The sequence below is a fragment of the Micromonospora sp. NPDC000668 genome, assembly GCF_042897975.1.
In the GTDB taxonomy this organism is placed as follows: Bacteria; Actinomycetota; Actinomycetes; order Mycobacteriales; family Micromonosporaceae; genus Micromonospora.
The window spans coordinates 457,831-481,417 of the sequence record NZ_JBIAYP010000005.1; the positions used below are offsets into that span (position 1 = coordinate 457,831).

The window sequence follows — 23,587 nt, forward strand, 5'->3', positions numbered from 1 at the left end:
GGAGCAATTTTGGGGTCATGGAATCGCGGTAACAGATGGTCGCGCCGGTTTGGGCGTCGGCAGCACCATTTTGAGGAGTGCATCCCTGGCTGGGCTCGACGGAGCGGCCGCGGGGACGGCGACGGACACCTGCCACCTGGGGGCGGCCGGGTCGCTGAGGGTGACGGCATGGAGCCGCTTCGCGGATGGTTTGCGGGCGACGGGGGCCGGGACCATTGCGACGCCAAGTCCCTGCTCGACGCATTCGAGCAGGGTGTGTACGTCATTCACCTCCAGAGGTACCTGCCGTTCGAGGCCGACGGCGGTGAAGGCCCGGTCGGTGAGTTGGCGGGCACCCCAATCCGGGGAGAAGTCGACGAACAACTCGTTACGCAGCGATTCCCAGTCGACGGTGTCACGGGCCGACAGTGGGTGCTCCGGGTGGCAGAGCAGCAGCATCGGCTCGGTCGCCAGCGGCATGAGCGTCACACCGTCTGGTGGTTGCCCCGGCAAGGCGACGAAGGCGACATCGAGGCGTCCCAGGCGAACCTGATCGGCCAGGTGTGTTGATCCGCCGTGCCGCAGCCGGATCTCTACTCCTGGATAGGTGCGCCGGAAGCGGGCTAGCAACGGGGGGAGGTTGATCACACCGAGGCACTGCTCGGTGCCGACGGACACCGTGCCCCGCAGGAGCCCCTGCACAGCAGCGACGGCATCCCGCGCGGCGTCGACGCTGGCCAGGGTGCGGTGCGCCTCGATCAGCAGCGCCCGTCCCGCCTCGGTGAGCTCGACGCGGCGGGTGCTGCGGATGAACAGGTCCGCGCCGAGCTCCCGTTCCAGCGTGCGGATCGACGCGGACAGGCCCGACTGGGCGACGTGCATGCGTTCCGCGGCCCGGGTGAAGTGCCTCTCCTCGGCGACCGCGATGAAGTACTCAAGGTGTCGCAGCTCCATGATTGAGCATCATATCTGCTCATTCTCAGCGGTTTTTGCTGTTGGACGGCAGGATGTGGGTGGGTGAGTCTGGTGCCTGCCGCTTTGACGAGCCCAGACGATCCGCGACTCGGCGGCTGCGGCGGACCTGGTTCTCACCCACGAGGAAATCGCTGATCTCGACGCCGCCGGCGCAGCGCCCTGACCGTTACTACACACATCACACATACCTGGGGACTTTCTGTTGACATCCTCCACCGCCGTGAAGGGCGGGGATTCCCTCGGTCGCCCGAGAGGGTTCCTGTTTCACCGGGCCGCGCCTTCACCGCTTGCGCGGGTCGGGTCTCACCGTCCCTCCACAGGCGTTTTACCTCTCCGCCAGCCCGGCGGCGAGAATGTTCTTCGCGGCGTTGACGTCCCGGTCGTGCACGGCATCGCAGCCGGGGCACGTCCAGGCGCGAACGCCGAGGGTCATCGCGGTGTTGATCCGCCCGCACGCCGAGCAGGTCTTCGTGCTCGGGTGCCAGCGGTCGACGGCGATCACCGTCCGCCCGTACCAGGCGGCCTTGTACTCGATCATGCTGCGCAGTTGCGTCCACGCCGCGTCGGAGATAGCGCGGGCCAGACTGTGGTTGCGCAGCATGGTGCGCACACTGAGATCTTCGATCACGACCGTTTGGTTCTCGCGGACGAGTCGAGTCGACAGCTTGTGCAGGTGATCCCGCCGCCGGTCGCCGATACGGGCGTGGATGCGGGCCACCGCCAGACGGGCTTTGGCCCGGTTGGCGGAATCCTTGGCCTTACGGGCCAGCCGGCGTTGCGCGTTGGCCAGCTTGCGCCGGTCAGCGCGCTCATGCCGAGGGTTGGTGATCTTCTCCCCGGTGGACAGGGTGAGCAGACTGGTGATGCCCGCGTCCACCCCTACCGCCGTGTCGACCGGCGGGAGCGGTGTCACGGTGGGATCCTCGACCAGCAGGGACACGAACCACCGACCGGCCGCGTCGCGGGACACCGTGACCGTGGACGGCTCGGCGCCGTCGGGCAGGGCCCGGGACCACACGATGGTCAGCGGGGCGTCCATCTTGGCCAGGGTGAGCTGCCCGTCGCGCCAGCGGAACGCCGAGCGGGTGTACTCCGCCGACGCCCGAGACTTGCGCTTGGACTTGAAACGCGGGTAACGCGACCGCTTGCCCCAGAACGCCGCGAACCCGGCTTGCAGATGCCGCAGCGCCTGCTGCAACGGCACGGAACTGACCTCATTGAGGAACAAAAGCTCCTCGGTGCGCTTCCACTCGGTCAGCCACGCCGACGACTGCACATAGGTGCTGTGCTGCCCGTGCACCGCCCACGCGCGGGTGCGCGCATCCAAGGCCAGGTTGTAGACCTTGCGCACGCACCCGAAGGTGCGGTTCAACTGCTCAGCCTGCTGCGGGGTCGGATAGAAGCGGTACTTGTACGCCCGCTTCACCACCTCACCCACGCTTCACATTCTAGCATTTGCCTATGTGAGTCTGCACTTGAAGGGAGGGAGCGGCGTTTCCTCCCCCGCCTGAAGGCAGGGGTATCCACGCCGCGACACCGATGAGTTACACCGCCGAACCCACCCGCTACGGCAGCATGAGCTACCGCCGCTGCGGACGCAGCGGGCTTCGCCTACCGGCCATGTCGCTCGGCTTGTGGCACAACTTCGGAGGCGATCGGCCGCTCGAGAGCCAGCGCGCGATTCTGCGTCGCGCCTTCGACCTCGGGATTACGCATTTCGACCTCGCGAACAACTACGGCCCACCTTACGGGTCCGCTGAGCAGAACTTCGGACGCCTGCTCGCCGAAGATTTTCGGCCGTACCGCGACGAGTTGGTCATCTCAACGAAGGCCGGGTACGACATGTGGCCCGGCCCGTACGGCGAAGGGGGCTCGCGAAAGTACCTGCTCGCCAGCCTTGATCAGAGCCTGCAGCGGATGGGGTTGGATTACGTCGACGTCTTCTATTCGCACCGCTTCGACCCGCAGACCCCACTTGAAGAGACAATGGGAGCCTTGGACAGCGCCGTACGGCAAGGCAAGGCTCTGCACGTCGGGATCTCGTCCTACTCACCCGGCAAGACCGCCGAGGCGGCCGCAATCCTGAAGGATCTCGGCACGCCGCTGCTCATCCACCAGCCCTCGTATTCCATGCTCAACCGCTGGATCGAGCAGGATCTCCTCAGAGTGCTTGAGCAGGAGGGTGTCGGCTGCATCGGATTCTCGCCGCTGGCCCAGGGGATGCTTACCGACCGTTACCTTGGCGGCGTGCCCGAAGGTTCGCGTGCCAGCCGAGACAGCTCGCTGTCGCCGGAAGCGCTGAGCGAGGAGAACCTCGCCAAGATCCGGGCATTGAACGAGATCGCCGCACGACGTGGACAAACGCTGGCCCAGATGGCGCTCGCCTGGTCACTACGCGATCCGCGAATGACCTCGACCCTGATCGGGGCCAGCAGCGTCGCACAACTGGAGGCCAACGTGGCTGCCCTCGACAACCTGACGTTCACCGAGGACGAACTGACCGAGATCGACAGATTCGCCACGGAGTCCGGCATCAATCTCTGGGCGCGTTCCAGCAGCGAGTAGTCCCCGCCCGGGGCGTCCTTTCAAGGTGAGGCCCACCAACGCTCCTCCAGATGCTCACGGCCCTACGGCGGGTCGTACGACTCCGGTCAGTAGTCGACGACCCGAATGATCAGTTTGTCATCGGAAAGCTCGAACCACATGCACGCGTCCTGGTGCTCATTGCCGACGCATGCATCGATCCACACCGCCGCATGGGGGCCATCGGCGGCGATGCGACGTACCTGAAGATGCCAGTCCTCAGGAAGCCGATGCTGGCCGCGCCGGCCACCTCGGGTATTCCTTATTGAACTGCATCAAAGCGGACCTGAATCCGTTCACGGCTCTGCGGCAGCTCGTACACCATGTTTTCAGTCAGCAGATCGCTGAGTCGTTGCCAGTCCGCGCTGCTCGGCGCTCGCTACGTAAGCGCGCACAGCGTCTCGGGTTCTCGATGTCTCGTCCAGGGGCCGCACGCTACAGAGCAGCCTCGACAGCGGGTCAGGTTCACAGGCGCCGGCAAGATTCATCGCGCTCAACGATCGAACTGATCAGTTCCTTCTGTTGGACAGCTCAATCCGGGTCAATCAGACTCCGGGGTGGATCTCGAGGGAGGCAGACCGATGGAATATCGCACCTTGGGCAACACCGGCACGGTGGTGTCCTCGCAGTGCCTGGGCACGATGACGTTCGGCAACGAGAGCAGCGAGGAGGTGTCGCACGCCCAGCTCGACCGGTTCACCGAACGCGGCGGGAACTTCATCGACACCGCCAACGTGTACTCCCGAGGCTTGTCCGAGGAGATCGTCGGCCGCTGGCTGGCGGCCCGGCGGGGGGTACGGGATCAGCTGGTCATCGCGACAAAGGGACGTTTTCCCATGGGGGACGGGCCCAATGATGCGGGCCTCACCCGCACCAACCTGTCCCGGGCGTTGGAAGCGAGCCTGCGCCGGCTCGGGGTCGAGACCATCGACCTCTACCAGGCGCACGCCTGGGACCCTCTGACCCCGATCGAGGAGACCCTCGGCTTCTTTGACGACGCGGTGCGCGCCGGCAAGATCCGATACGCGGGCGTCAGCAACTTCCTCGGCTGGCAGTTGCAGAAAGCGGCGCTGCTGACCCAGTTCCGCGGGCTCGCGCCGATCGTGACGCTGCAGCCCCAGTACAACCTGCTGGTGCGCGACATCGAGTTTGAACTGGCGGATGTGTGCCGCAACGAGAACATCGGGATCTTGCCGTGGTCCCCGCTGGCCGGTGGCTGGTTGACCGGAAAGTACACGCGTGACCATGTGCCGACCGGCGCGACCCGGCTCGGCGAGGACCCGAAGCGTGGCATGGAGGCCTATGCCCCGCGCAACGCAGAGGAACGCACGTGGCGGGTCATCGACACGGTGCGGCAGGTCGCCGAGGGGCGTGGTGCATCCATGTCACAGGTGGCGCTGGCCTGGGTCGCGGACCGCCCCGCCGTCACGTCGGTGATCCTCGGCGCACGCACGCTCGAACAGCTCGACGACAACCTCGGCGCCGCCGATCTGCATCTGTCGGAGAAGGAGACAGCTCTGCTCACCGAGGCAAGCTCGCCGAGCGTGTCCGATTATCCGTACGGCGCACCGGGCGTCCAGCAACGCTCGCGTACCCTGCCCCTCTCCATCTGAGCGACTCCAGCGGCCGCCGGGCTCAGCAGCGTCACCGTGGCTGCGCCCGGGTCTCGGGACCGGGACGCGTAGAGCTGCGGTACACCTTTGACCTGCCCACCGTGGCGCCGGTGCGGCTGGTGCTCGACCACGACTACCGACACCCCAACCACTCTGCCTCGCCGATGCCGGCGCCGCCCGTGTCGGCGTCGGCGTCGGGTGATCCCGACGATGCCCCGTTCCCGCTCAGGAGAAGTGGGTCTGCGGCCGGATGAGTCGCTCCCCGTCGATGATCAGGTCGACCTTCTCGTTGTAGAAGGCGATCAGCCCGGCGATCGGCAGGAGCGGGCCTGTGGGGAAGTCGTACGACCAGGCCAGGTCCGGGTAGACCGTGCCGTCGACACGCACGGACCAGTAGCGGCTGACCCGGCCCTTGTACGGGCAGGAGGTCGTCGTCTCTGACGGCACGAGGTGCCCGAAGTTCACCTCGGTCCGGTTGAGGTAGTAGCGAGTCGGCAGACCGGTCTCGAAGACCAGCACCGGCGACGCCGACTCGGCCAGCACGACCCCGTCGTGTTCCACCCGTACGTGGCGGGTGGACCGCAGTGCGTCCACCCGGGCATACGGATTCCGGGGGTGCACGAAGACCTCTTCGTCCTCTTCGAACCAGCTGTCCATGGCGGCCCAGTCGAACCGGACGGTGTCCGCCAACCCGGGCAGCGCGTCGTCTCCGTAGCACCGGGCGGACGAAGGACGGGAAGTCTCGCCGACGCGCAGCCCGTGCACCCGCCCGGTTCCACATCGGATCCGCTCCGTGCGGTGCTCATCGACCAGGAGGCTGCGGTTCACGTCGGCGATCGGGATGTAGTACTGGGGGTAGAAGGGCGACTCCCACACGTACTGCGCCCGCCTGGTGTCCAGCACCAGTTCGCCGGCGAAGTAGGCGCGGATCCGGCGGGGCACCGGCTCAACGCGGTCGTCCGGGGCGATCGCCTTCGGATAGTCCGGCACCTTGTCCTCCAGTTCAGCAACAGCCCCGGTTCGGGGGGGTATTGGCTCAACGATCAGGAGGCGTGGGTGTCTCGCCGGTTCGGTGACGCGCCGGTACGCCTTCGCGCCGGGGCGCCCGGCAAAGGCGGGGTACCGCCAAGGCCAGGGCCCCGGCCGCTGCGGTCCATGCGGATGCCCACCGATCGGTTTGGCCAGCGCGAACCCTGCGAGGCGTGCCGCCCACGACTGCGAACGCGTACTGCGGCGGGCGGGAAGGGGCGCCAATGGCGGTGCTTGCGCCGGGGTGGCCAGGTCGACGGCGAACACCCGCCGGAAGATCGCATACTCGATGGCGATCACCGCCAGCCACGGCAGGGCCATCAGCGCCGCGAACCGGGTAAAGCTCAACCCGCTGACGGCGAAGGCGAGCGGGTTGCTCACATTGGAGATCGGCAGCAGCAGCGACGCGGAGTTGGCCAGGTTCCCGCAGGCGTACAGGTGCGGTTTCGGCCGCACCCCCACGCGAGCGGTGGTGGCCAGCACCGCCGGGGTCAGCAGCACCACCGTGGCGTCGAGGCTCAACACGGCGGTCACGATCGAGACGAGTACGAAGACCAGCCGCAGCAGACGTCGTGGTGAGCCCCGGCTGGCACGGCCGACGACCGCTCCGGCGTAGCCGACCACACCGTGTTCGTCGGCGAGGTGCGCCAGGACCAGTACGGTGGTCAGGAACCCCACCGTCGGCCCACGCGCCACCAGTTCGCCGCGCACCTGTGGCCGGGAGACCAGCCCAACGCGACCAGCAGCCCGGCGCCGGGCACCGCTTCCGGCAGCCCGCGCGGCGGGGCTACCGCGAAGCCGAGCACCGCGGCCAACACCAGCAGACCGACGGCGGCGCTCACCGCGCCAACCCGAACCGGTCGCCGGCCCACTCGAGCACGATTAGGACGCTACCCGGCCCGTTCGGGTCAGTCGTCCCGCTGCGTTGGGATCGGACGGAACACTTCACTCGGCGGCGGGAGTTGTCTGCCGGTGCCGGAGTGATCGGAGGCCGCCGTCGGCGCGGACAGGCTCAAGCCGTACGGCCGGAGACGATCTCGGGGGGTTTCCTCCATTGCGGGACGACACGTGGTGCATGGCCTTTGTAGTCACCATTGGGGTCGAGGCTCCATAGCGCCGTTGCGAATATCCTGGGACTTTTCAAGGCGCACATGGCGGGTAACCGCGGCACAGACAACGGACAGTTGAAGGGAGCAGACGATGACCGCTAGCGTCACTGCAACTCATGACGTCCACTACAACGTGATCAGCCTCTTGTACCACACCTTGCAGGAGGCCGACACGCTACAGCAGTACATCGACGACGCTCAACGTAGTGGTGATCCGGCGGCCGCGCAGTTCTTCAAGGACGTGCAGTCGAATGACCGGGACCGGGCCCAGCGAGCGAAGGAGCTCCTGCGTTCCCAATTGGCAAGCTGACGCGGACACCGGGGCTGACGCCATCGGAAGGTTGAGGCGGCAGCCCCCTGCGCCGTTTTTCTCGTGCCTCAGGCGTCCCGGAACGGGGAGTAACCCAGTGATTCGCCGGTCTACATCAGCGTCTTGAGGCCGATGAGTACGAACATCCCGCGGGCAAAACGCCGATGGAGGCCATGCGCGCACTCAAGCGTCGTCTACAAGCAAATGATCAAAGACGCTAACAAGGCTGGGGCGGGCCCGGGAGGACACGTGGGGACGACTCTTCAATCCAGCGTGGCCAACCCGATCCCCATGATCGACACTTCGGAAAAGTCACTTCCCGGACCCCCGAACCCCAGCCTGGAGCACCGCTCCTCGCCGCCTCTTGACACGGAGGGTGCCAGATGCGTGCACATGATCATGAAGATGCCGATTACGGCGAGTTCGGAGGCTTGGCCTTTTGCGGGTAAATCGTCTCGTGACGGGCCAGCATGGCGACGAACTCGCCGATCTTCCGCTCGCGGGTCTGCGCGCGTTTGACGGCATTGACTCGGTGGATGAGAGCGTACCGGTTGGTTTTGGTGAGTACGTCGAACATGGCTTGGGCGGTGGGGTCGGCGGCAATGGCGGCGAGGAGGTCGGCCGGCACCTCGGCTTCGGACGGCGGGGCGTAGGCGGCCGCCCACCGCCCGTCCGCCTTCGCGGCTTCCACCGCGGCGCGGCCTGGGGGCAGCATTCGCTCCTGCACCTCTAGCCGGGCCACGTGGGAGACGTTGCGTTGTGACCAGGAACTGCGGGGCCTGCGAGGGGTGAACCGGATCCAGGAGGTTTCCTGATCCCGTTTACGGGCCTGCCCGTCGATCCAGCCGAAACACAGGGCCTCGTCGACCGCCTGCTGCCAGGTCAGCGTCGTGACTGTGCCGCCCTTCTTGGTCAGGGCGAGCCAGACACCGGGCGACGTGGCGTGGTTGGCCGACAACCACGCGCGCAGCGCCTCGGCGTCCGCGACGATCAACTCATCCAGTTCGGCACTCGCCATAACGGCAGGCTAACCGCTGCGCCGTGGCCGCAGCCTCTGCCCGTCGGCCAGCCCGACTCGCCGGGTTGCCGGCGCGCAGGCAGCCCGGCGGACCGTCGGGGGCAGGACCTCGACGCTCAGGACGGTCTCGACGCCGGGCCGGCATGTGTGAGACTCCACGTGCAGGCGCCGCTTTTGATCGGCACAACGTGCTTCGAGCTTCCGCCCCGTCGTCGCCAAAGCGGGCCTCGACCCGCGCGACTGGACTCCCCGCGAGTTGCGTGGCACAGCTTCGTGTCCCTGCTGTTGGACAGTGGCATGAGCCTTGAACAGATCGCGGACCTCTGCGGCCACTCCGGTACGACTGTCACCGAGGGCGTCTACCGGCACCAACTGCGGCCGGTGCTCCTGGGCGGCACAGTCGCGATGGACCGGATCTTCGACGCTGAGGCGTAGTCACTCAGTTAGTCACCCACGACAAAGGGGCCGTCTCGATCTTTCGAGATGGCCCCTCACCTGCGTCGGGACGGCCGGATTCGAACCGACGACCCCTTGACCCCCAGGACGCTTCGCCACACGTCAACGCACGTCACGCACGTCATCCCCAAAATCAGGCGGTGCAGTCGACGGCATGCCGGCCACCATCGTGCATGCCGTGTGGTTCCCGCCTGGTCCCCGGACGCTGACAAGCTTGGCGACCGCAGCACGCGGTTCCGGAAGTGCGGATACGGGCGGAGGCCGTTCGGCGGTCACCCGGCTTGACCTGGGTCGCCATGCTGGCTCCCACGTCCGGGGGCTGACCGCCGGTGACCCTCGGCTTCCGCCCCATCGGGCACGCAACCGGCACGGCGACCGAGGGATTATGAGATCACATTGCCCGCCCCGTCGACCTGGCCGCACGAGTGTCTACTAGCGAAAACGCCTCTCAACATCTCACACCGCTCCCCCCGCTACCGGTCGCCGTCTTGTGGACTAGATGCGGACCACTCGCCTGGCGCAGCGTCAGCTTGGGAATCGCACAAGACCGGGTAGCTAGGACGTGTTTGAGATGTGCCGCGTGCTGTTGTTGTTCGGGGGCGGCTGTCGTGCGCCAGGCGAGCCGGACATCAGCGACTGGCAGACTGACCTGGTTGTTAGCGCGCTATAGCTTGGAGTCCGCATGTCGTTGCAGCCGTCACACCCCGTCGTGCGCCCCGCTCTCATCGAGGACCTTGTGGCCCTTCAAGAGCTCGCCCGCCGTACGATCGACGCGAGCTACCGTTCGTTCCTGGGCAATGAGGGCGTCGACTGGTTCATCAACTCGGGCGCATCGGATGATCACATCGAGAGCCATTTCGGCCAGGGGCATGTCTACTGCCTGGAAGCGGATGGAGGGATCGTGGGCCTGATGATTCTCGACGGGCCGACCGTTGACCTGATGATGATCGACGTCCGTCACCACCGCCAGGGCCTGGGCAAGGTGCTTCTCTCACGGGCCGAGGAGGTGCTGTTTACCCAGTACAGGGTCATCCGTCTCGAAACCTTCGTCGGCAACAAGGCGGCCATCGCCTTCTATGAAGCGTACGGCTGGCTGGCGGCAGGTCAGATGGACTCGGGTTCTGAGATGCCCGCCAAGATCGAGTTTGTCAAGCACCGTCGAGAGGAAGGCGCCGCATAGCGGTCAGCCCGCCCCTGCACCGGTCGAACAAGGATTTGTGAAACGATCATGGATTGGCCCGTCGTCCGCCCTCGTGCATGACGGTTGTTTCCTGCCTGGTCTCCGGGAGCGGCCCTGCCAGGACTTGAGGTACAACAACGCGGTGACACCGAGCCAAGAACTGAACCCGCAGACCTTGATTGAGCTGTGGGAGCAGCGGTGGCCCGAGTGCCCGCCGTTCGCCCACTGGCTTCGCGGCCGATACCCCGATCGGTGGGTGCGATTCCACAGCCTGCCCGGCTCGAAGCGGTACGCAGACAACGATAGCGAGTACGCGATCGTGCTCGACCGGCACTACACGGTGCTGTCAGAGCTCGGTCCAGGTGCCGTCCTTCTTGTTGTAACCAGCGAGTGGACAGAGGGCCCGGCAACCACCCCCCGGATGTGGCTGAGGCGTTCAGAAGTTGCGCCCTCGGCATGGCACTGGCAGACCCTGCTGGAAGACCGAGAGGATGAGCCTGAGTACCGTATCTACACCCAGCTCTACGCCGAGACCGTCCCTTGGCGACGGGGCGCGATTGACGTCCTGTTGAGGGCTGTCGCCGACGACGAGTTGGCAAACGTGATCCTCGCGCCGAATGATTTTCGATGGCTGTATCACCCCTACGACGGTGGAGCCGATGTCATTCTGCCGACGCAAGAACAGCGGGATGCGCTGAAGGCACGGCACCCGGATTGGCTTTCGGAGCAGCCGTCCGGACTCTAGATGCCACCCGGCCGTCGTCCTTGACCGCTGGTCAAGGAGCGCCACCACACGGCGCACTTGACCGGCGTGGTCCCCCAGAACGTCAGAGGCCGGCCCGGTGTTTCGGACCAGCCTTCTGACCTGCTATTCCTGTTGGGACGGCCGGATTCGAACCGACGACCCCTTGACCCCCAGGATGATCCGCCACACGTCCACACACACACGCTATGGCCATGATCAAGCCGTGCACCTGCCCGCACCTCGTCCGCCGTCGGGCGCTACGTGTGGTCCCTAGGTGGTCCCCAGAACCGCAGGGGTTCAGGAAGGAGACAGTCGCAGTCTTGCCATTGTGGCCGCGACCTGTATGGGCCGGTCGCCCACCGGCCCTACGAATCGAGACCATGGCACGCACTTTGCACGAGGCGCTGCGGACGGCGATCTCTGCCTTGCAGAGATCAAGGCTGCCGGCGACCGCCTCGCTCGCCCACTCGCCGAGTCGCGCATCGTCAGCCCGGGACCGTATGCCGGTCGGCTTGGTTGTTCAGCATGAGCGCCCCTCCGCTTGCCGTAGTACCACAAGTCACGGACTTGACGCCCCACAGCTGGGGCTTTCAGTCCAGCGGGTGGTTGGGGATCCTCGATCGGACGGCCAGGCCGTACAGGCAGGCCAGCCCGGCCAGGATGCCGAACAGGACGAACGGGCCGGCGGGGCGCCAGTTGTCGTACAGGGTGCCACCGGCGGCGAACGCGATCATGATGCCGATGCCGCCGCTGAGCGCGAACGTTCCGATGACCGAGCCCCGGGTACGGCTGGGAGCCTGTTCGGCGATCAGCACCTGACTGGAGATGACGGCGCTGACCTGGCCGAGCCCGATCAGCGCGGCGACGGCGTAGCCGAGCGGGCTGAACGGGTCTCCGACGAAGATCGTGGCGGTGTAGCCGAGGGCGGCGGTCCCCAGGGAGATCAGCACCGCGTCGGTGCGGGACAGCCGGTCGGCGATGATGCCGATGGCCGGTGCCCCGATCAGCGCGACGCCGTTGGCCACTCCCAGCAACAGACCTGCCTTGGCCAGCGCCTCGGCCTCGCTGAGCCCGAGGTGCTGGGTGCCGTACTGCTGTGCCCAGAGGGTGAGGTAGGCGCCGACGAGCGCCAGGTCGGCCCGGGCGACGAAGGCGCTGAGGTAAGCGAAGGAGACCCCGGGGCGCCGGATCTCGGCGACGCCCTCGCGCAGCAGCCTGGGGATCGGGATGTGCTCGGAGTGCGTTGTCGCCAGGCCGCCCCGGAGGGTGAGCCGCATCAGGATCGCGGTGAGCAGGGCCAGCCCGCCGACGATGAGGTAGGTCGCCCGCAGCGCGGCGGTCGCGTCCATCCCGATGCCCTCGAAGATGTCGGGCAGTTTGATCAGCACGAAGAACGTGACGAGCGCGCCGAGACCGTTGCAGAAGCCGAGGATGCCGTTGGCCCTGCCGCGGGTGGTGTCCCGGACGTAGTCGGCGACCACGGCCGTGAGCATCACGGTGACCATCGCCATGCCGACGGCGGCGACACCCCGGGCCAGGTAGTAGGGCAGGACCGAGCCGAGGAACGGTGCCATGCCGACGCCGAGGCCGAGCAGGATGTAGCCGCCGACCACGATCGGGCGCCGTCCGAGGCGGTCGGACCAGGCGCCGGCCAGGCCGACCGCCGCGATCAGGACGATCTCGCTGATCAGCCCAGCGGTGCCCACGATCGAACCCTGCTCACCCTTGGGCACGCCCAGGATGGAGGTGAGTAGCGCGGTCTGCGCGGCCGGGATGAACGTGAACGTCATGATCGACGTCAGCGCCAGCCAGTAGTACCCGCTGATGTTGGTCCGGGTCGTGCCCGGTGAGAGCCGGAGTGGGCCGAACGTGGTGGTCTGCTCGCCGGCCTCCGGCGCGGCGGCGGTGTCTTCCTGGCTGCGCTGCACGTTGGCCCCTCTGCCCTATTGTGGCACGAATGGAAACGCTGTTTCCACACCCTAGCGGGTCAGGGCCCGGACGTGATCGCGTCGGTGCGGCGCATTTCTCGTCACCCGGTCCCGGTCCGGCGCCGTCGACCCGTCCCTGGTGTCGCAACCGGCCGGCTCAGGGGCCGACGACGCCGCGGGCGTGTTCGAGGGGAAGCGGGTCAACGGCCGGAATCGGTTCATCGTCACCGACACCCTCGGGCTGCTGGTCACGGTCTGGATCCTGGCCGCGTCCTGGCAGGACCGCGACGGTGCCAAGGGCGCGCTGCTCGCCGCAGTGGCGGCCACCCCGATCCGGCACGTGTTCGCCGACCGGGGCTTCGCCGGCCGGCTCGTCGGCTGGGCCGCCGCGATGCTGAACCTGACGTTGGACATCGTCCGGGAACCCGCTGATCAGAAGGGATTCGCTGTCCACCCCAGGCGGTGGGTGGTCGGGAGGAGTATGGGCTGGCTGATGGGCCACCGCCGGCTGGCCCGCGACCACGAACGCCGGCCGGAGACATCCGAGGACATGATCCGGTGGGCGGCCTGTGTGCGGCTGACGCTAGCAGGGCCTGCTGACCAGGTGATTCGGTGCTGGCCGAACTCCTTGCTGGCCCCCGTTCTCTGACCCTGACCCTAGGCCTCGTGACCCGTACCGGAAGATTCGTGACGCCATCCCGCGGTTCCTAGGTCGATGAGAGCGAATCTCTGAGGAGGGCCGAGGTTCGGGGCGGAGCCCCGAGGTCTTCGGGGTCTTGGTCTTCCGAAGCGTGGCCGGCCGGGCCGGCGCGGCCCGCTTGCGGGCCGCCTTTGATACGTCGAGAGAACAATTCGGCGGTGTCCTGTGCCGGGTGATGCTTGACGTCGTGGCCTCGGACGACGCTTGACATGATCGCGAGGCGACAACCGCGCCTCACAACATGACCGGTCACGTTATGCCGGGCGACCAGCGCCGGCATGACAGTCCTTGTGCGCCGCGACCGCAGCCACTTCCACATGCGGCAATCTCGCTCACTCGGACAGTGGCGCGCGCGAAGAGCCTGGCGCGCATAAGGTCGGCTCGACATGGCGACCTTCGCGAGACTAGGACGGAGCAGGACATGGACCAAGGCAGCCGCGACGAGTTGCTCGGCCGCCTGGCTGAGGCAGTCGGGGCCGTCACAGTCGCACACCCGACGCGGGTTGCCATCGACGGACCCCCCGCCGCAGGCAAGACCACCCTCGCCGACGAACTGGCCGTCGCCTTGCGCACACAGGGTCGCGACGTCATCCGCGCGACGATCGACGATTTCCTCTTCCCACAGACGCAGCGCTATCCGCGCGGCGAGTACTCGGCCGAAGGCTGCTACTTCGACGCCCACGACTACGACGCGTTGAACCGGCTTCTGCTCGATCCGCTCGGCCCAAGCGGAGATCGACGCTTCCAACACGCGGTGTACGACCGCACCGCGGATACTGCGCTGTCGCCGCCGGTCATGACTGCCCCCGCCGACGCCGTGCTGGTCTTCGACGGCGTCTTCCTCATGCGCCCGGAACTGATTGATCGGTGGGACCTGCGCATCTTCGTGTCGACCGCCCTCGACAAGACTGTGGATCGTGCCGTGATCCGAGAGCGCCGGGTGTTATCTCGGGCCGACGTCGAACGGCGCTGGCGCGAGCGTTACATCCCCTCCCAACAGCTCTACTTCGCCACGGTCCGCCCGACCGATCACGTCGACATCATCGTGCACAACGACGAGCCCCAGCAGCCGGTCTGGGAAACCCAAACACACTGACCGCGCTCCGTTCGGCTACTTAGTCCACGTCGACGTCGGCGGCGGCCTGCGGCTGCTCACCTGCCACCTCAAGTCAAAGCTGCTGACCTACCCCAACGGCCGCCGGTACCCGAAGTACGAAGACGAACGCGCCCGGGGCGCCGGATACGCCCTGCTGCGGCGCGCCGCCGAAGCCGTCGCCGTCCGCGTGCAGCTCAACAAGGTCATGACCGCCTCCGCCACCAGCGGCGAACCCGGAACACCCACCGTCGTCTGCGGGGACCTCAACGACGGGCCCGACGCCGTCACCACCACCCTGCTCGCCGGCCCCGACGACGGAGACATCGACCGGCCCGACAAGGGCGACCCCGTCCGGCTGTACAACCTCGCCCCGCTCCTACCTCCCGGACGGGCATACTCACGCATCTACCAAGGACGAGGCGAACTCATCGACCACATCCTCGTCTCCCGCGACCTGCGGCTACGACTCGCCAGCGTCGACAGCCTCGTCGATGACATCGGCTCGATCACCGCATCCACCGAACCCGACGCCCCGCCACCGTCCCCGACCACGCCCCCGTCATCGCCCGCTTCCACGCCTAAGCAGCACCGTTCGAGCTTGAGGCTGACGGAGCCGGCGGGCATTCTGCCTGCCGGCGTAGGTGCTAACGGCCCCGCGTGACCGCCATCTGGGGCTCCGACGCGACCGGCAACTGGCAGCCACTTGCGGCAAGTCAGTACCCGGCGGAGCAGGCCTTGCACGACCTGGTCGCTGAAGGCCCGCAGATGCTTCCACTGTCCGGGGCACCGGGCCTGACCGTACTCGGCACGGAGGTACAGCTCGGTACTGGCCGCGCTGACATCGTGGCCGTGGAGTCTTCAGGCCGGCTTGTCGTCGTCGAGGTCAAGCTCGCCGGGAACCCTGAGGCGCGACGCGCGGTGGTTGCCCAAGTGCTCTCCTACGCCGCGTATCTGCAGGGGCTCGACCCCGGCTACCTCGAGTCGACCACCCTCGGCGCATCCCTTCGGTCTTCCGGCCGGTCGTAGGAGGAACGGCGCGGACCACCACCCGGTGGCTCGCGCCGTTCCATCCGATCGGCTGCCGGTTAGGTGAGTGGCAGGTTGTGGAAGGTGAGCAGGCCGCTGCCCGTCGCGTTGACGATCCACGGGCCGGCGCGCAGGTGGCTGAGGTAGCTCACGCCGGTCGCCCCGTCGGCTGGCGCGGAGAGGGTCAGCACGAGCCGGCCGCCCGCCCGGTACTCGACGCCGGTGACGGTGGCCGTGCTGCCGTTGACCCGGAAGTCGGCGGCGACGCCGGGGTCGACGGTGAGCGGGTCGTCGCTGCGCAGGTGCACGGTCACCTCGGTGCGTTCCGGGTTGGAGAACGTCGCGGCGCTCGGGTTGGGTGGTGCCACGCCCTCGCTCGGGCCGTGGTAGAGGTCGCGGGCCACGACGGCGAACGTGTGGTCGCCCATCTCGCGGTAGCCCTGCTCCCAGGCGTAGTGGCACCCGTCGTGGCCGGACAGGCCGTTGGTGGAGAGCAGGGTCACGCCGTGCGTGTCGCCCATCTGCCGCTGCGCCTCCCGCAGTGCGCCGGTGGTGCTGTTGCTGCAGGGGGAGGTGCGGACCTGGTAGACGAAGTACCGGGTGCCGTCGGCGATGCCGGTGCCGATGTCGCTGCGCCAGTCGGTCAGCAGCGCGGTGAACCCGGTGACGTGGACGGCGGCGTTGTCGCTGTCGGACTCGCCCTGGTACCAGAGCAGCCCGCGCACGTCGGCCCGTACCCCGGCGGCGTCCAGCCGTTGCCGCAGCCGGCCGTAGTTGGTGGTGACGGCGTCGGGGTTGGCGTCGTTGCGCTGGAAGAACGAGATCGGTTGGCCGCCGTGGCCGCCGTTGACGACGGCTACCGGCACGCCGTAGGTGTCCACGATCCGGCGGGTCATGCGGATGCCCCACTGGCCGATGGAACCGGGCTGGTTGGTGACCTCGCTGCCGGCGTAGTTCCAGCTGCGTTCCGCCGTAGACAGGACGGGGTCCGCGGTGGGTGAGCCGTAGCTGCGGATGAACGGTGACTCCTCCCCTGCGGACGAGCCCCGGTACACGGCGGCGACCGCGTTGGACTGGCCCTGGATGACGTAGACGTCGCCCGCCAGGACGCCCTCCCACAGGCCGGCCCGGCGGGTCACGCCGGAGCCGAGCGCGCGCAGCTCGAACCGGTATTCGCGCAGGGCGGCATCGATGCGCGGGCTGAAGGAGAAGTCCCGCCGGTCGGTGACCGGCGAGGTGTACGTCCACTCGTCGGCGCCGCTGGTCACCTTCAGCTGTACCGCCTTGACCCGTGGATCGCTGATCATCCCGGAGACCGGCACGGTGGCGGTGTTCGAGGCGTCCCGCGGGTAGAGCTGGCGGTCCCGTGGGCGCTGGTCAAGGGTGAGCACGGAGGGTCGGGCGTACACGGTCAGCCGGCGCTGGGTGAAGGTGCCGGCGTTCCCGGCGAAGGTCCAGTCCGGGTGCCCGGTGGGTGCGGAGCCGATGCCGAGCGAGAGCGGCGCGCCGGTCGAGGTGAAGGTGTTAACCGCGAAGACGGTGCGGGGCGCCGCCGGGGACGGGCGGGTGGCGCCGACCTGGTGCACCTGGAACGACCCGTACCCGCCGGACGAGTTCACGGTGTCGTCGGCGTCGTAGGCGCTCGGCGAGGCACCGGAGATCTGCCGGGAGCCGCCAGTGCTGTACGTGTGGGGCCACATCTCCACGTAGCCGGCCAGGTCGGTGCCGGTGGTGACGCCGGGGACGTTGGAGGCGACCTCCAGGTCGTTGACCCGCTGTCGGGTGATCTCCCCGCTGCGGGTCGGCAGGCCGAGCCGGCGCGCGTCGGTGGTGAACGGTGTCATGGCTGTCCACACCCACTGCGGACCGGCCGGGGTGGTCAGCTCGAGGCAGTACCCGACGCGGTCAAAGCCGGCGGCGACGTCTGCCGTGCGGTCAAACGTGTACGGCGGGGTCTGGTTGAGCCAGCTGGCCCGCTCGGGCAGGTCCAGGCCGAGGACGGGGGTGAAGTCGGCCATGCCGTCGACGTTGGCGGCACACGACGTGCCGTCGATCGGCGTGTCGGCGGTGGGCGCGGGGCTGGCGCTGGCGCCGGGTGGTTGGCCGAAGATCACGGCGACGGTGGACAGGAGGAGGCTGGCTGCAGCGGTGGCGGCACGGCGCGCGTTGCGCGTCCGTTGGGGACGGTGTGGATGGGGCATGACTCGGACCTCCAGCAGGTCGGGTAGGTCGGGTCCGCCGGAACGGCGTGGCTCATGCCTAGCTGTCGATATTCATAATCGGCAATGCACTTGCGACGAACGGTTGGATCCTCGCGGCGGAGCGGCACATGAAGGCGACGAGCGGGTGACCGGTTGCCCGGTCTGGCGCGCGCGTACCGGGTGGGTCAGGAGCGCGATGACCGCAGACGGCAGCGCCGACGAGGTGACGACGGAGCCCGCTGAGCGCTGCTCCTCACCCATCCAGCGGTCCCTGCGGAGCTGTCCTTCTCATGACGGATGGCCCGGCGCGCCGACCTGGCCGGCTTGGTCCACCACTCCGACAGGGGTATCCAATATCGGGCGATTCGCTACACGCAGCGGCTGGCCGAGGCTGGCGCCGTCGCGTCGGTCGGCTCGGTCGGCGACTCGTACGACAACGCGATGGCCGAGGCGTTCAACTCTCTGTTCAAGGCCGAACTCGTGCGCAACAAGGGCCCCTGGCGTGGGATCGACGACCTGGAGATCGCGGCCGTCGAGTACATCGACTGGTACAACAACCGACGCTTACACGGCGAGCTCGGGCACGTCCCGCCCGCCGAGTACGAAGCCCTACACACGATGACCCGTCCGGTCAACGCAACCCCGAAAAACAGATAATCCCGTCTCCATCAAACCCGGGGCTTGACAGTCCCCAGATGTCGGAACCTGGCGACGGCAGCCCCGGTTTAGGAAGTGTCGATACGCTGCCGCATCGCGGGTCCATCACCAGACTTGGCCTGCGCTACCCGCCGTGGTCCCCTGCACCGAACCTGACCGCCGCTGACTCCCGCCGACCGCCCAATCGGGCACGGCACCGGCCTTGCAAAGATCAAGCCCGTTGTCGGCTGGCCTCGATGGCGGCCGTTGACCTGCACGGCTTGTCGGTTGCCGCCGCTTCTCACCCGCACCCGTCGGGCAGAAGCTGCACGACTGCCGGGGCCCTCTACCAGCACTTCACCGGCCGGTGGGCGATCCTGACCGAGGTCACCGCCGCACCGGCGGCCGCCAGCAGGACCGCCGCATCGACATGCTGCTGGTGCACCCGGACCGGCGTACCGAGGCGCGGGCCAGTGCCCCGGCCTGTGCGCGGCGAACTCGTCCGCACCCGGATCACGGTCGACGGCGCGGACTGGTTCGACGGCGAGGCGAGCTGCGTGCTCTTCGGCAACGTGGGCACGATCACCGGCGGCATCCGGGCGTTCGACGACGCCCGTCCCGACGACGGCTGCCTGGAGATCGGCGTGTCCACCGCCGACGGCGCGGTGGACTGGACGCGCACCCTCGGCCGGATGGCCGCCGGCCGCACCGAGGAGTCGCCGTTCGTACGGATCACCCGGGGCCGCAAGATCAAGGTCCGGCTCGCCGCGCCGCGCACGTACGAGCTGGACGGCGGCGCCGCGGCGGCACCACCCGGCTCAAGGTGCGGGTGGTGCCCGGCGCGCTGACCCTCTGCTGCCCCGGACCCGTCTGTTGAGCCCCGGGGCGGTCCGGCATCGACCGTTCGTCGGCACCGGCCCGCTCCGATGGGACCGCACCGGTTACCGGCGGGCGCCCGGGCGCGGCAGGAAGTACGGGTCGTGCACCCAGCTGGCGCAGTGCGGCCTCCGTACGGGGATTGCCCGGCAGGACCCAGTCGGTCTCGCCACTGCCCCTGGAATCGAAGTACACCATCGCCCGTACCAGTGGGAACGTCGTCCGCAGGTCCGTCCGGGCCTGGCGCAGCCAGTCAGCCTGCACCCCGGGTGCGGTGTCGTTGACGCCGACCTCGGCGAGGATCATCGGCTTGTCGTGCCGGATCCCGAAGTCGTAGAACCAGGGGAACAGCTCGGTCAGCGGTGCGTGATCGTTGCTCGGGCGGGCGTACCCGTCGGCGCCGACCCAGTCGACCATCGAGTCGCCGGGCCAGAAGGACGAGACCCGCCCGGTCCTGAAGGCCAGCCAGGTCGGGCAGAAGACGAACGCGACGTTGTCGGCGCGTTCCTCCCGGAAGATCGTCCGGACCCGGCGCCACGCCTCCTTGAAGGTCGCCGGGGTGTAGCCGCGCTGCGGCAGGTCCATCTCCCAGGTGAAGCGCAGCAGCACCGGCTGCCGCAGGGCCCGCAGCCATCCCGCCTGTTGCCGAACCAGTTCATCGTTGACGCCCTGCGCGGTCGCGGCCAGCACGCTCTGCGGGCCGGCTCCCCAGGAGAGCAGCGGGGTACGCCCTCGGGCGATGTCGTCGGTGAGCCGGTCGGCGCGGAACGTCTGGCCCCAGTGCTGGAAGGAGTGGTCGATGCCGAGCAGCTCATGGGTCACCGACTCCAGCGCCTCCGGTTCGGAGATCCCCGGGTCGCGGTCCGGATCGTGCTTGACGAAGGCGCCGAAGAGGGCCCCGGCAGCCGGGACGAGCGACGCCGCCGGAACCACCTCCGACTGATCGACCGTAGTCGGACCGACGCCGATCGGGTCGGTGCCTGCTGCGGTTCCGCCGGTGGTCGGGTCGGTCGCGCCGGCGGTGGCCGGAAGCGCCGGTAACAGCGTCGATCCCGCCGCGGCGGCCAGCAGACCCCGGCCCATCGCGCGCCGGCTCACCCGGCTGGTTCGCCACGGTTCAGCGGATGCCATGGATCTCCACCTCGAAGACTCGGGCCAACCCGTCGGTCGGGCTGGGTTCGGTGAACACGAGGCGGACCTGCCGGATCCCGGCCGGCGCGCCGCTGAGGTCGACCTGGGCCGGGCTGGCGGTGTTCGCCCCGGCGGACCCGATGGTCGTCCAGGCCCCGTCGACCAGGGCCTCCACCCGGAAGGCCCGCACCCGCAGGCTCTCCGAGCCGGCCACTCCGCTGTAGAGGTCGAGCCGTTGGAGGTCCGCCGGCCCACCGAGATCCAGGGTGAGCGTCGGCGCCGGGTCCACTGAGCCAGAGATCCAGCGGGCTCCGGTCCGGTTGCCGTCCACCGCGTTGCCCGCGACGTTGCCGGAGAGGACCGAACTGGCCTGCACGGCGGCGCCCCGGGCGAGGTTCTCCCCGGTCACGCGCACCCGCAGGGTCTGCGGAATCTCCTGCCGCTCACCGCCCCGGGTGAACGAGACGGTCAACCGGACCGTGCCGTCGGTCACCGCGTCGGTGGGGACCCGCACGCTGACCGCGACCGGCGTGGTCGCGCCCACGGGCAGTCTCGTGGCCTCCGGGCGCGCCTGCGCCTGCCAGCCGGCCGGCGCCTCGGCGTCGACCGCCAGGCCGGTGACCGGGCCGGGGCCGTCGTTGCGTACCCGCAGCACTGTGCTGCCGGACCGGCCGGGCAGGACCCGGATCTCCGGCGTGTCCAGCGCGATGTGGGCGCCGGCCGGGGTGGGCGTCGTACCGGTCACCCCGACCCCCAGGTACGCCACCTCGATCTCGGGTACGGTCCGGCCGGTCGCCACGTCGGCGATGGTGGCGCCCCACCGGGTGTTGACCACGTTGTCCGGCCGGTAGCCCCGGGTGCCCCGGATTACGATCCCGGTGCTGTTGCGCAGCCCCACCGCGTACGGGTACGGGCCCTGCACCGTGGCCACCCGGAAGAAGACCGTGTTGCCGAACAGGACATCGTGCACGTCGTCCAGTTCGACGGCCTGGGAGCGCCAGCCGTAGATGTGGTCCTCGGTCTGGAGCGCGTGCAGTTCCCAGTTGCGGACCCGGCGCAGCACGACCTCGCGGTGCTCGTGGTGCTCGACGGAGACCTCGTACATCTGGCCGCGCACCGAGGTGTCCTCGACCAGGAAGCCGTTGTCGGCCCAGCCGGCGACGCTCCAGATGTTGGCGAAGGTGCCGCCACCGCCCTGCACCCAGAAGCTGTACTTGTGCCTGCCGCGGTACTGGTAACCGGGGTCACCGGCGCCGGGATCGCCGGGCTCGGTCCGCTCCGGATGCCACTTCACGAACTGCGTGGCGATGTCGGCGAGGTAGCTCTGCGCGCCGGAGCGCCAGTGCACGTGCACCGAGCCCGCGGTCTGCTGCGCGGAGTCCAGGCCGAGGCCGGTCACCTGGTTCCTCCCGCCGAGGGGGGTCTGGATCATCGCCTTCGGCTGGTCCGGGTCGGTGAATCCGGCGGCACTGTCCGGCAGCTTCAGCCAGGTCTGCCGGGGATGCAGGCCGATCAGGTTGCTCTGTGGCCGGAGCCGCAGGGTGTTCCCGATCAGGTACTGCCCCATCGGCACGTACACGGTGTCGTGCTCGTCGATGGCCTGCTGGAAGATGGCGTAGTCGTCGCTGGTGCCGGTGCCGACCGTGACGCCCCTGGCGGCGGCGTAATCGACCACGTTGACCCAACCGCCGGTGGCCGGTGGCAGGGGCGCGTCGGAGCGCAGGAGCCGGGCGAAGCTCGCCGGTGCGGCCGGTGTCGCCGAGACCAGGACGCCGTCGCTGCGCCGCTCGGCGGCGCCCAGCGCGTCGTCGACCCGAAGCCCGAGCGTGGCGTCCCGCACCAGATAGGACGCGCCGGGTCCGGCCCAGGTACGCCCGCTGGGCACGGTGGTCAGCAGCGCGCCGGTCCCGGTGACTCCGGTGTCGACCACGTTGAGCTGGTTCTGGGCGCGGACGAGTTCCGGCTCGCCGCCACCCGGGACGGATTCGCTGTCGTTGAGGGTGATCGCCGACCCGCTGATGTTCTGGAAGACCGAGTCCTGCACGTAGAGGCGCTGGGTCTGGTCGGGGGTGGCGACGATGCCGGTCGGCGAGTCGGCGATGCGGTTGCGGATCAGACTGAGCTTGCTGTCCGTGTGCAGCTTGATGGCCGCCTCGCGCTGGCCGGTGAAGGTGGTGTCCAGCAGGGTGGTCTGCCAGCCGGGCGAGGCGGCGAAGGCCAGCATGCCGACCGTGCCGCCGTGCACGTTGACCCGCTGGATCAGGTTGGCGTTGTGGTCGATCCCGGCGTAGCCCGTACCCACGTGGATGTCGAGGTCCTGCAGGACGAACATCTGCGCGCCGCTGAAGCGTACGGCCACTGCGGCGGGGTTGCCGGGCGCGATCCGGATGTCCAGGTTGATCAGGCCGGTGCCGAAGGTGTCGTTGTTGCCGAAGCTGCGGGGCGTGTCCGGCTGGAACGGCCGGCGCAGCGCGGCGAAGAGGAAGGACTGGTTGCCGTCCTGGAAGCCGGGGGTGGATTCGCCGAGGACGAACTCGGGCCTCTCGGCACCGAACCCGACCAGGCGTACCGAGGCGTGCAGGTCCACCTGCCGGGAGAGGCGGTAACGCCCTTCCGGCACGAAGACCACACCACCGCCGTCCCCGACGGTGACGTCGCGTGCCCCGCCGACGATGTTGCCCAGCCAGTTCCTGCCGCCTCGGCGGGACGCTTCGTCGATGGCGGCCTGCACCGAGGCCGTGTCGTCACCGATTCCGTCGCGGTGCACCGGGAACTGTGCGCTGCCGAGGACGACGGCGGTCGGGTCGGCCGGCATGCTTTGGTAGACCGAGGTCGAGGTGGCCGGCTCGGTGGCGGCTGTCGCCGATTGGGAGACGACTGCCGGCGCCATCGCCGTGGTGGCCAGGAGGAGGGAACCGGCTAGCATGCCGACCCATGCCCGGCCCGGTAAGGGTCGGCGGCCGGCTGCCTGCCGGGGTGGAGCTTGGATCATCTGG

20 protein-coding genes and 2 pseudogenes are annotated in these 23,587 nt (G+C 68.5%); 13 read left to right on the top strand and 9 right to left on the bottom strand.

Features of this window, described 5'->3' with window-relative positions; all coding sequences use genetic code 11:
* Positions 1-15: 15 nt before the first annotated feature.
* Positions 16-933 carry a LysR family transcriptional regulator gene (locus ACFY29_RS26820; RefSeq protein ID WP_386990605.1) on the bottom strand — a complete coding sequence of 306 codons (918 nt, stop codon included), beginning with the start codon at positions 931-933 and terminating at the stop codon, positions 16-18.
* A 346-nt stretch (positions 934-1,279) separates the two neighbouring features.
* Positions 1,280-2,392, bottom strand: a complete 1,113-nt coding sequence (locus ACFY29_RS26825; protein WP_386990607.1) for an RNA-guided endonuclease InsQ/TnpB family protein — start codon at positions 2,390-2,392, stop codon at positions 1,280-1,282.
* A 101-nt stretch (positions 2,393-2,493) separates the two neighbouring features.
* On the opposite strand from ACFY29_RS26825, the gene mgrA reads away from it, so the two are divergent.
* The 3 genes from mgrA to ACFY29_RS26840 all read left to right on the top strand — a co-directional run bounded on the left by mgrA (position 2,494) and on the right by ACFY29_RS26840 (position 5,150).
* On the top strand, positions 2,494-3,519 hold the full coding sequence (gene mgrA, locus ACFY29_RS26830; protein WP_386990609.1) for an L-glyceraldehyde 3-phosphate reductase: 1,026 nt from the start codon (positions 2,494-2,496) through the stop codon (positions 3,517-3,519).
* Positions 3,520-3,569: 50 nt separating this feature from the next.
* Positions 3,570-3,806, top strand: a complete 237-nt coding sequence (locus ACFY29_RS26835) for a hypothetical protein (RefSeq protein ID WP_386990611.1) — start codon at positions 3,570-3,572, stop codon at positions 3,804-3,806.
* Positions 3,807-4,118: 312 nt separating this feature from the next.
* Entirely contained in the window at positions 4,119-5,150 is a 1,032-nt protein-coding gene (locus ACFY29_RS26840) for an aldo/keto reductase (RefSeq protein WP_355615026.1), read from the top strand.
* Positions 5,151-5,375: 225 nt separating this feature from the next.
* Here ACFY29_RS26840 and ACFY29_RS26845 read toward each other — a convergent pair whose 3' ends face one another.
* Both ACFY29_RS26845 and ACFY29_RS26850 read right to left on the bottom strand, forming a co-directional pair.
* The gene (locus ACFY29_RS26845; RefSeq protein ID WP_386990613.1) at positions 5,376-6,890 is read right to left on the bottom strand and encodes an SLC13 family permease; all 1,515 of its coding nucleotides are present in this window, start codon (positions 6,888-6,890) and stop codon (positions 5,376-5,378) included.
* Complete coding sequence (locus tag ACFY29_RS26850) at positions 6,845-7,021, bottom strand: hypothetical protein (protein ID WP_386990615.1); 177 nt, start codon at positions 7,019-7,021, stop codon at positions 6,845-6,847. Before ACFY29_RS26850 ends, ACFY29_RS26845 begins: the two co-directional genes overlap by 46 nt.
* 358 nt (positions 7,022-7,379) lie before the next feature.
* On the opposite strand from ACFY29_RS26850, the gene ACFY29_RS26855 reads away from it, so the two are divergent.
* Positions 7,380-7,598: a hypothetical protein gene (locus ACFY29_RS26855; RefSeq protein ID WP_386990617.1), complete on the top strand. Its 219-nt coding sequence runs from the start codon at positions 7,380-7,382 to the stop codon at positions 7,596-7,598.
* Between the two features lie 412 nt (positions 7,599-8,010).
* Here ACFY29_RS26855 and ACFY29_RS26860 read toward each other — a convergent pair whose 3' ends face one another.
* The gene (locus ACFY29_RS26860) at positions 8,011-8,616 is read right to left on the bottom strand and encodes a YdeI family protein (RefSeq protein ID WP_386990619.1); all 606 of its coding nucleotides are present in this window, start codon (positions 8,614-8,616) and stop codon (positions 8,011-8,013) included.
* 161 nt (positions 8,617-8,777) lie between these two features.
* Here ACFY29_RS26860 and ACFY29_RS26865 point away from each other — a divergent pair.
* From ACFY29_RS26865 to ACFY29_RS26875, 3 genes and pseudogenes are all read left to right on the top strand, one after another.
* Positions 8,778-9,051, top strand: a pseudogene (locus ACFY29_RS26865) (tyrosine-type recombinase/integrase); the annotation flags it as partial.
* A 703-nt stretch (positions 9,052-9,754) separates the two neighbouring features.
* Positions 9,755-10,252: a GNAT family N-acetyltransferase gene (locus ACFY29_RS26870; protein WP_386990621.1), complete on the top strand. Its 498-nt coding sequence runs from the start codon at positions 9,755-9,757 to the stop codon at positions 10,250-10,252.
* A 142-nt stretch (positions 10,253-10,394) separates the two neighbouring features.
* Positions 10,395-10,997, top strand: coding sequence for a hypothetical protein (locus tag ACFY29_RS26875; RefSeq protein ID WP_386990623.1), 603 nt, complete (start codon positions 10,395-10,397; stop codon positions 10,995-10,997).
* A 590-nt stretch (positions 10,998-11,587) separates the two neighbouring features.
* On the opposite strand, the gene ACFY29_RS26880 is transcribed toward ACFY29_RS26875, so the two are convergent.
* Positions 11,588-12,925 (bottom strand): MFS transporter, encoded by a 1,338-nt coding sequence (locus ACFY29_RS26880; protein ID WP_386990625.1) that lies wholly within the window; start codon positions 12,923-12,925, stop codon positions 11,588-11,590.
* Positions 12,926-13,106: 181 nt separating this feature from the next.
* Here ACFY29_RS26880 and ACFY29_RS26885 point away from each other — a divergent pair, with 181 nt between their 5' ends.
* The 4 genes from ACFY29_RS26885 to ACFY29_RS26900 all read left to right on the top strand — a co-directional run bounded on the left by ACFY29_RS26885 (position 13,107) and on the right by ACFY29_RS26900 (position 15,747).
* Positions 13,107-13,574 carry a transposase gene (locus tag ACFY29_RS26885; RefSeq protein WP_386990627.1) on the top strand — a complete coding sequence of 156 codons (468 nt, stop codon included), beginning with the start codon at positions 13,107-13,109 and terminating at the stop codon, positions 13,572-13,574.
* Between the two features lie 472 nt (positions 13,575-14,046).
* The gene (locus ACFY29_RS26890) at positions 14,047-14,721 is read left to right on the top strand and encodes a cytidylate kinase family protein (RefSeq protein ID WP_386990629.1); all 675 of its coding nucleotides are present in this window, start codon (positions 14,047-14,049) and stop codon (positions 14,719-14,721) included.
* A gap of 187 nt (positions 14,722-14,908) precedes the next feature.
* Positions 14,909-15,382, top strand: coding sequence for an endonuclease/exonuclease/phosphatase family protein (locus ACFY29_RS26895; protein WP_328414399.1), 474 nt, complete (start codon positions 14,909-14,911; stop codon positions 15,380-15,382).
* Positions 15,379-15,747, top strand: coding sequence for a hypothetical protein (locus ACFY29_RS26900; RefSeq protein ID WP_328414397.1), 369 nt, complete (start codon positions 15,379-15,381; stop codon positions 15,745-15,747). Before ACFY29_RS26895 ends, ACFY29_RS26900 begins: the two co-directional genes overlap by 4 nt.
* A 59-nt stretch (positions 15,748-15,806) precedes the next feature.
* On the opposite strand, the gene ACFY29_RS26905 is transcribed toward ACFY29_RS26900, so the two are convergent.
* Entirely contained in the window at positions 15,807-17,948 is a 2,142-nt protein-coding gene (locus ACFY29_RS26905; protein WP_328414395.1) for a sialate O-acetylesterase, read from the bottom strand.
* 321 nt (positions 17,949-18,269) lie between these two features.
* On the opposite strand from ACFY29_RS26905, the pseudogene ACFY29_RS26910 reads away from it, so the two are divergent.
* Both ACFY29_RS26910 and ACFY29_RS26915 read left to right on the top strand, forming a co-directional pair.
* Positions 18,270-18,605 (top strand): annotated as a pseudogene (locus tag ACFY29_RS26910) (integrase core domain-containing protein); the annotation flags it as partial.
* Positions 18,606-19,057: 452 nt separating this feature from the next.
* On the top strand, positions 19,058-19,432 hold the full coding sequence (locus ACFY29_RS26915; protein WP_386990632.1) for a diacylglycerol/lipid kinase family protein: 375 nt from the start codon (positions 19,058-19,060) through the stop codon (positions 19,430-19,432).
* Here the strand turns inward: ACFY29_RS26915 and ACFY29_RS26920 are convergent.
* Both ACFY29_RS26920 and ACFY29_RS26925 read right to left on the bottom strand, forming a co-directional pair.
* Positions 19,335-20,591, bottom strand: coding sequence for a glycoside hydrolase family 26 protein (locus ACFY29_RS26920; RefSeq protein WP_386990634.1), 1,257 nt, complete (start codon positions 20,589-20,591; stop codon positions 19,335-19,337). The two genes, ACFY29_RS26915 and ACFY29_RS26920, sit on opposite strands and share 98 nt — an antisense overlap.
* A complete protein-coding gene (locus tag ACFY29_RS26925) occupies positions 20,578-23,517 on the bottom strand; it encodes a glycosyl hydrolase family 28-related protein (protein WP_386990636.1) in 2,940 nt (979 codons plus the stop codon). The genes ACFY29_RS26920 and ACFY29_RS26925 overlap by 14 nt, the downstream gene beginning before the upstream one ends.
* Positions 23,518-23,587 lie beyond the last annotated feature (70 nt).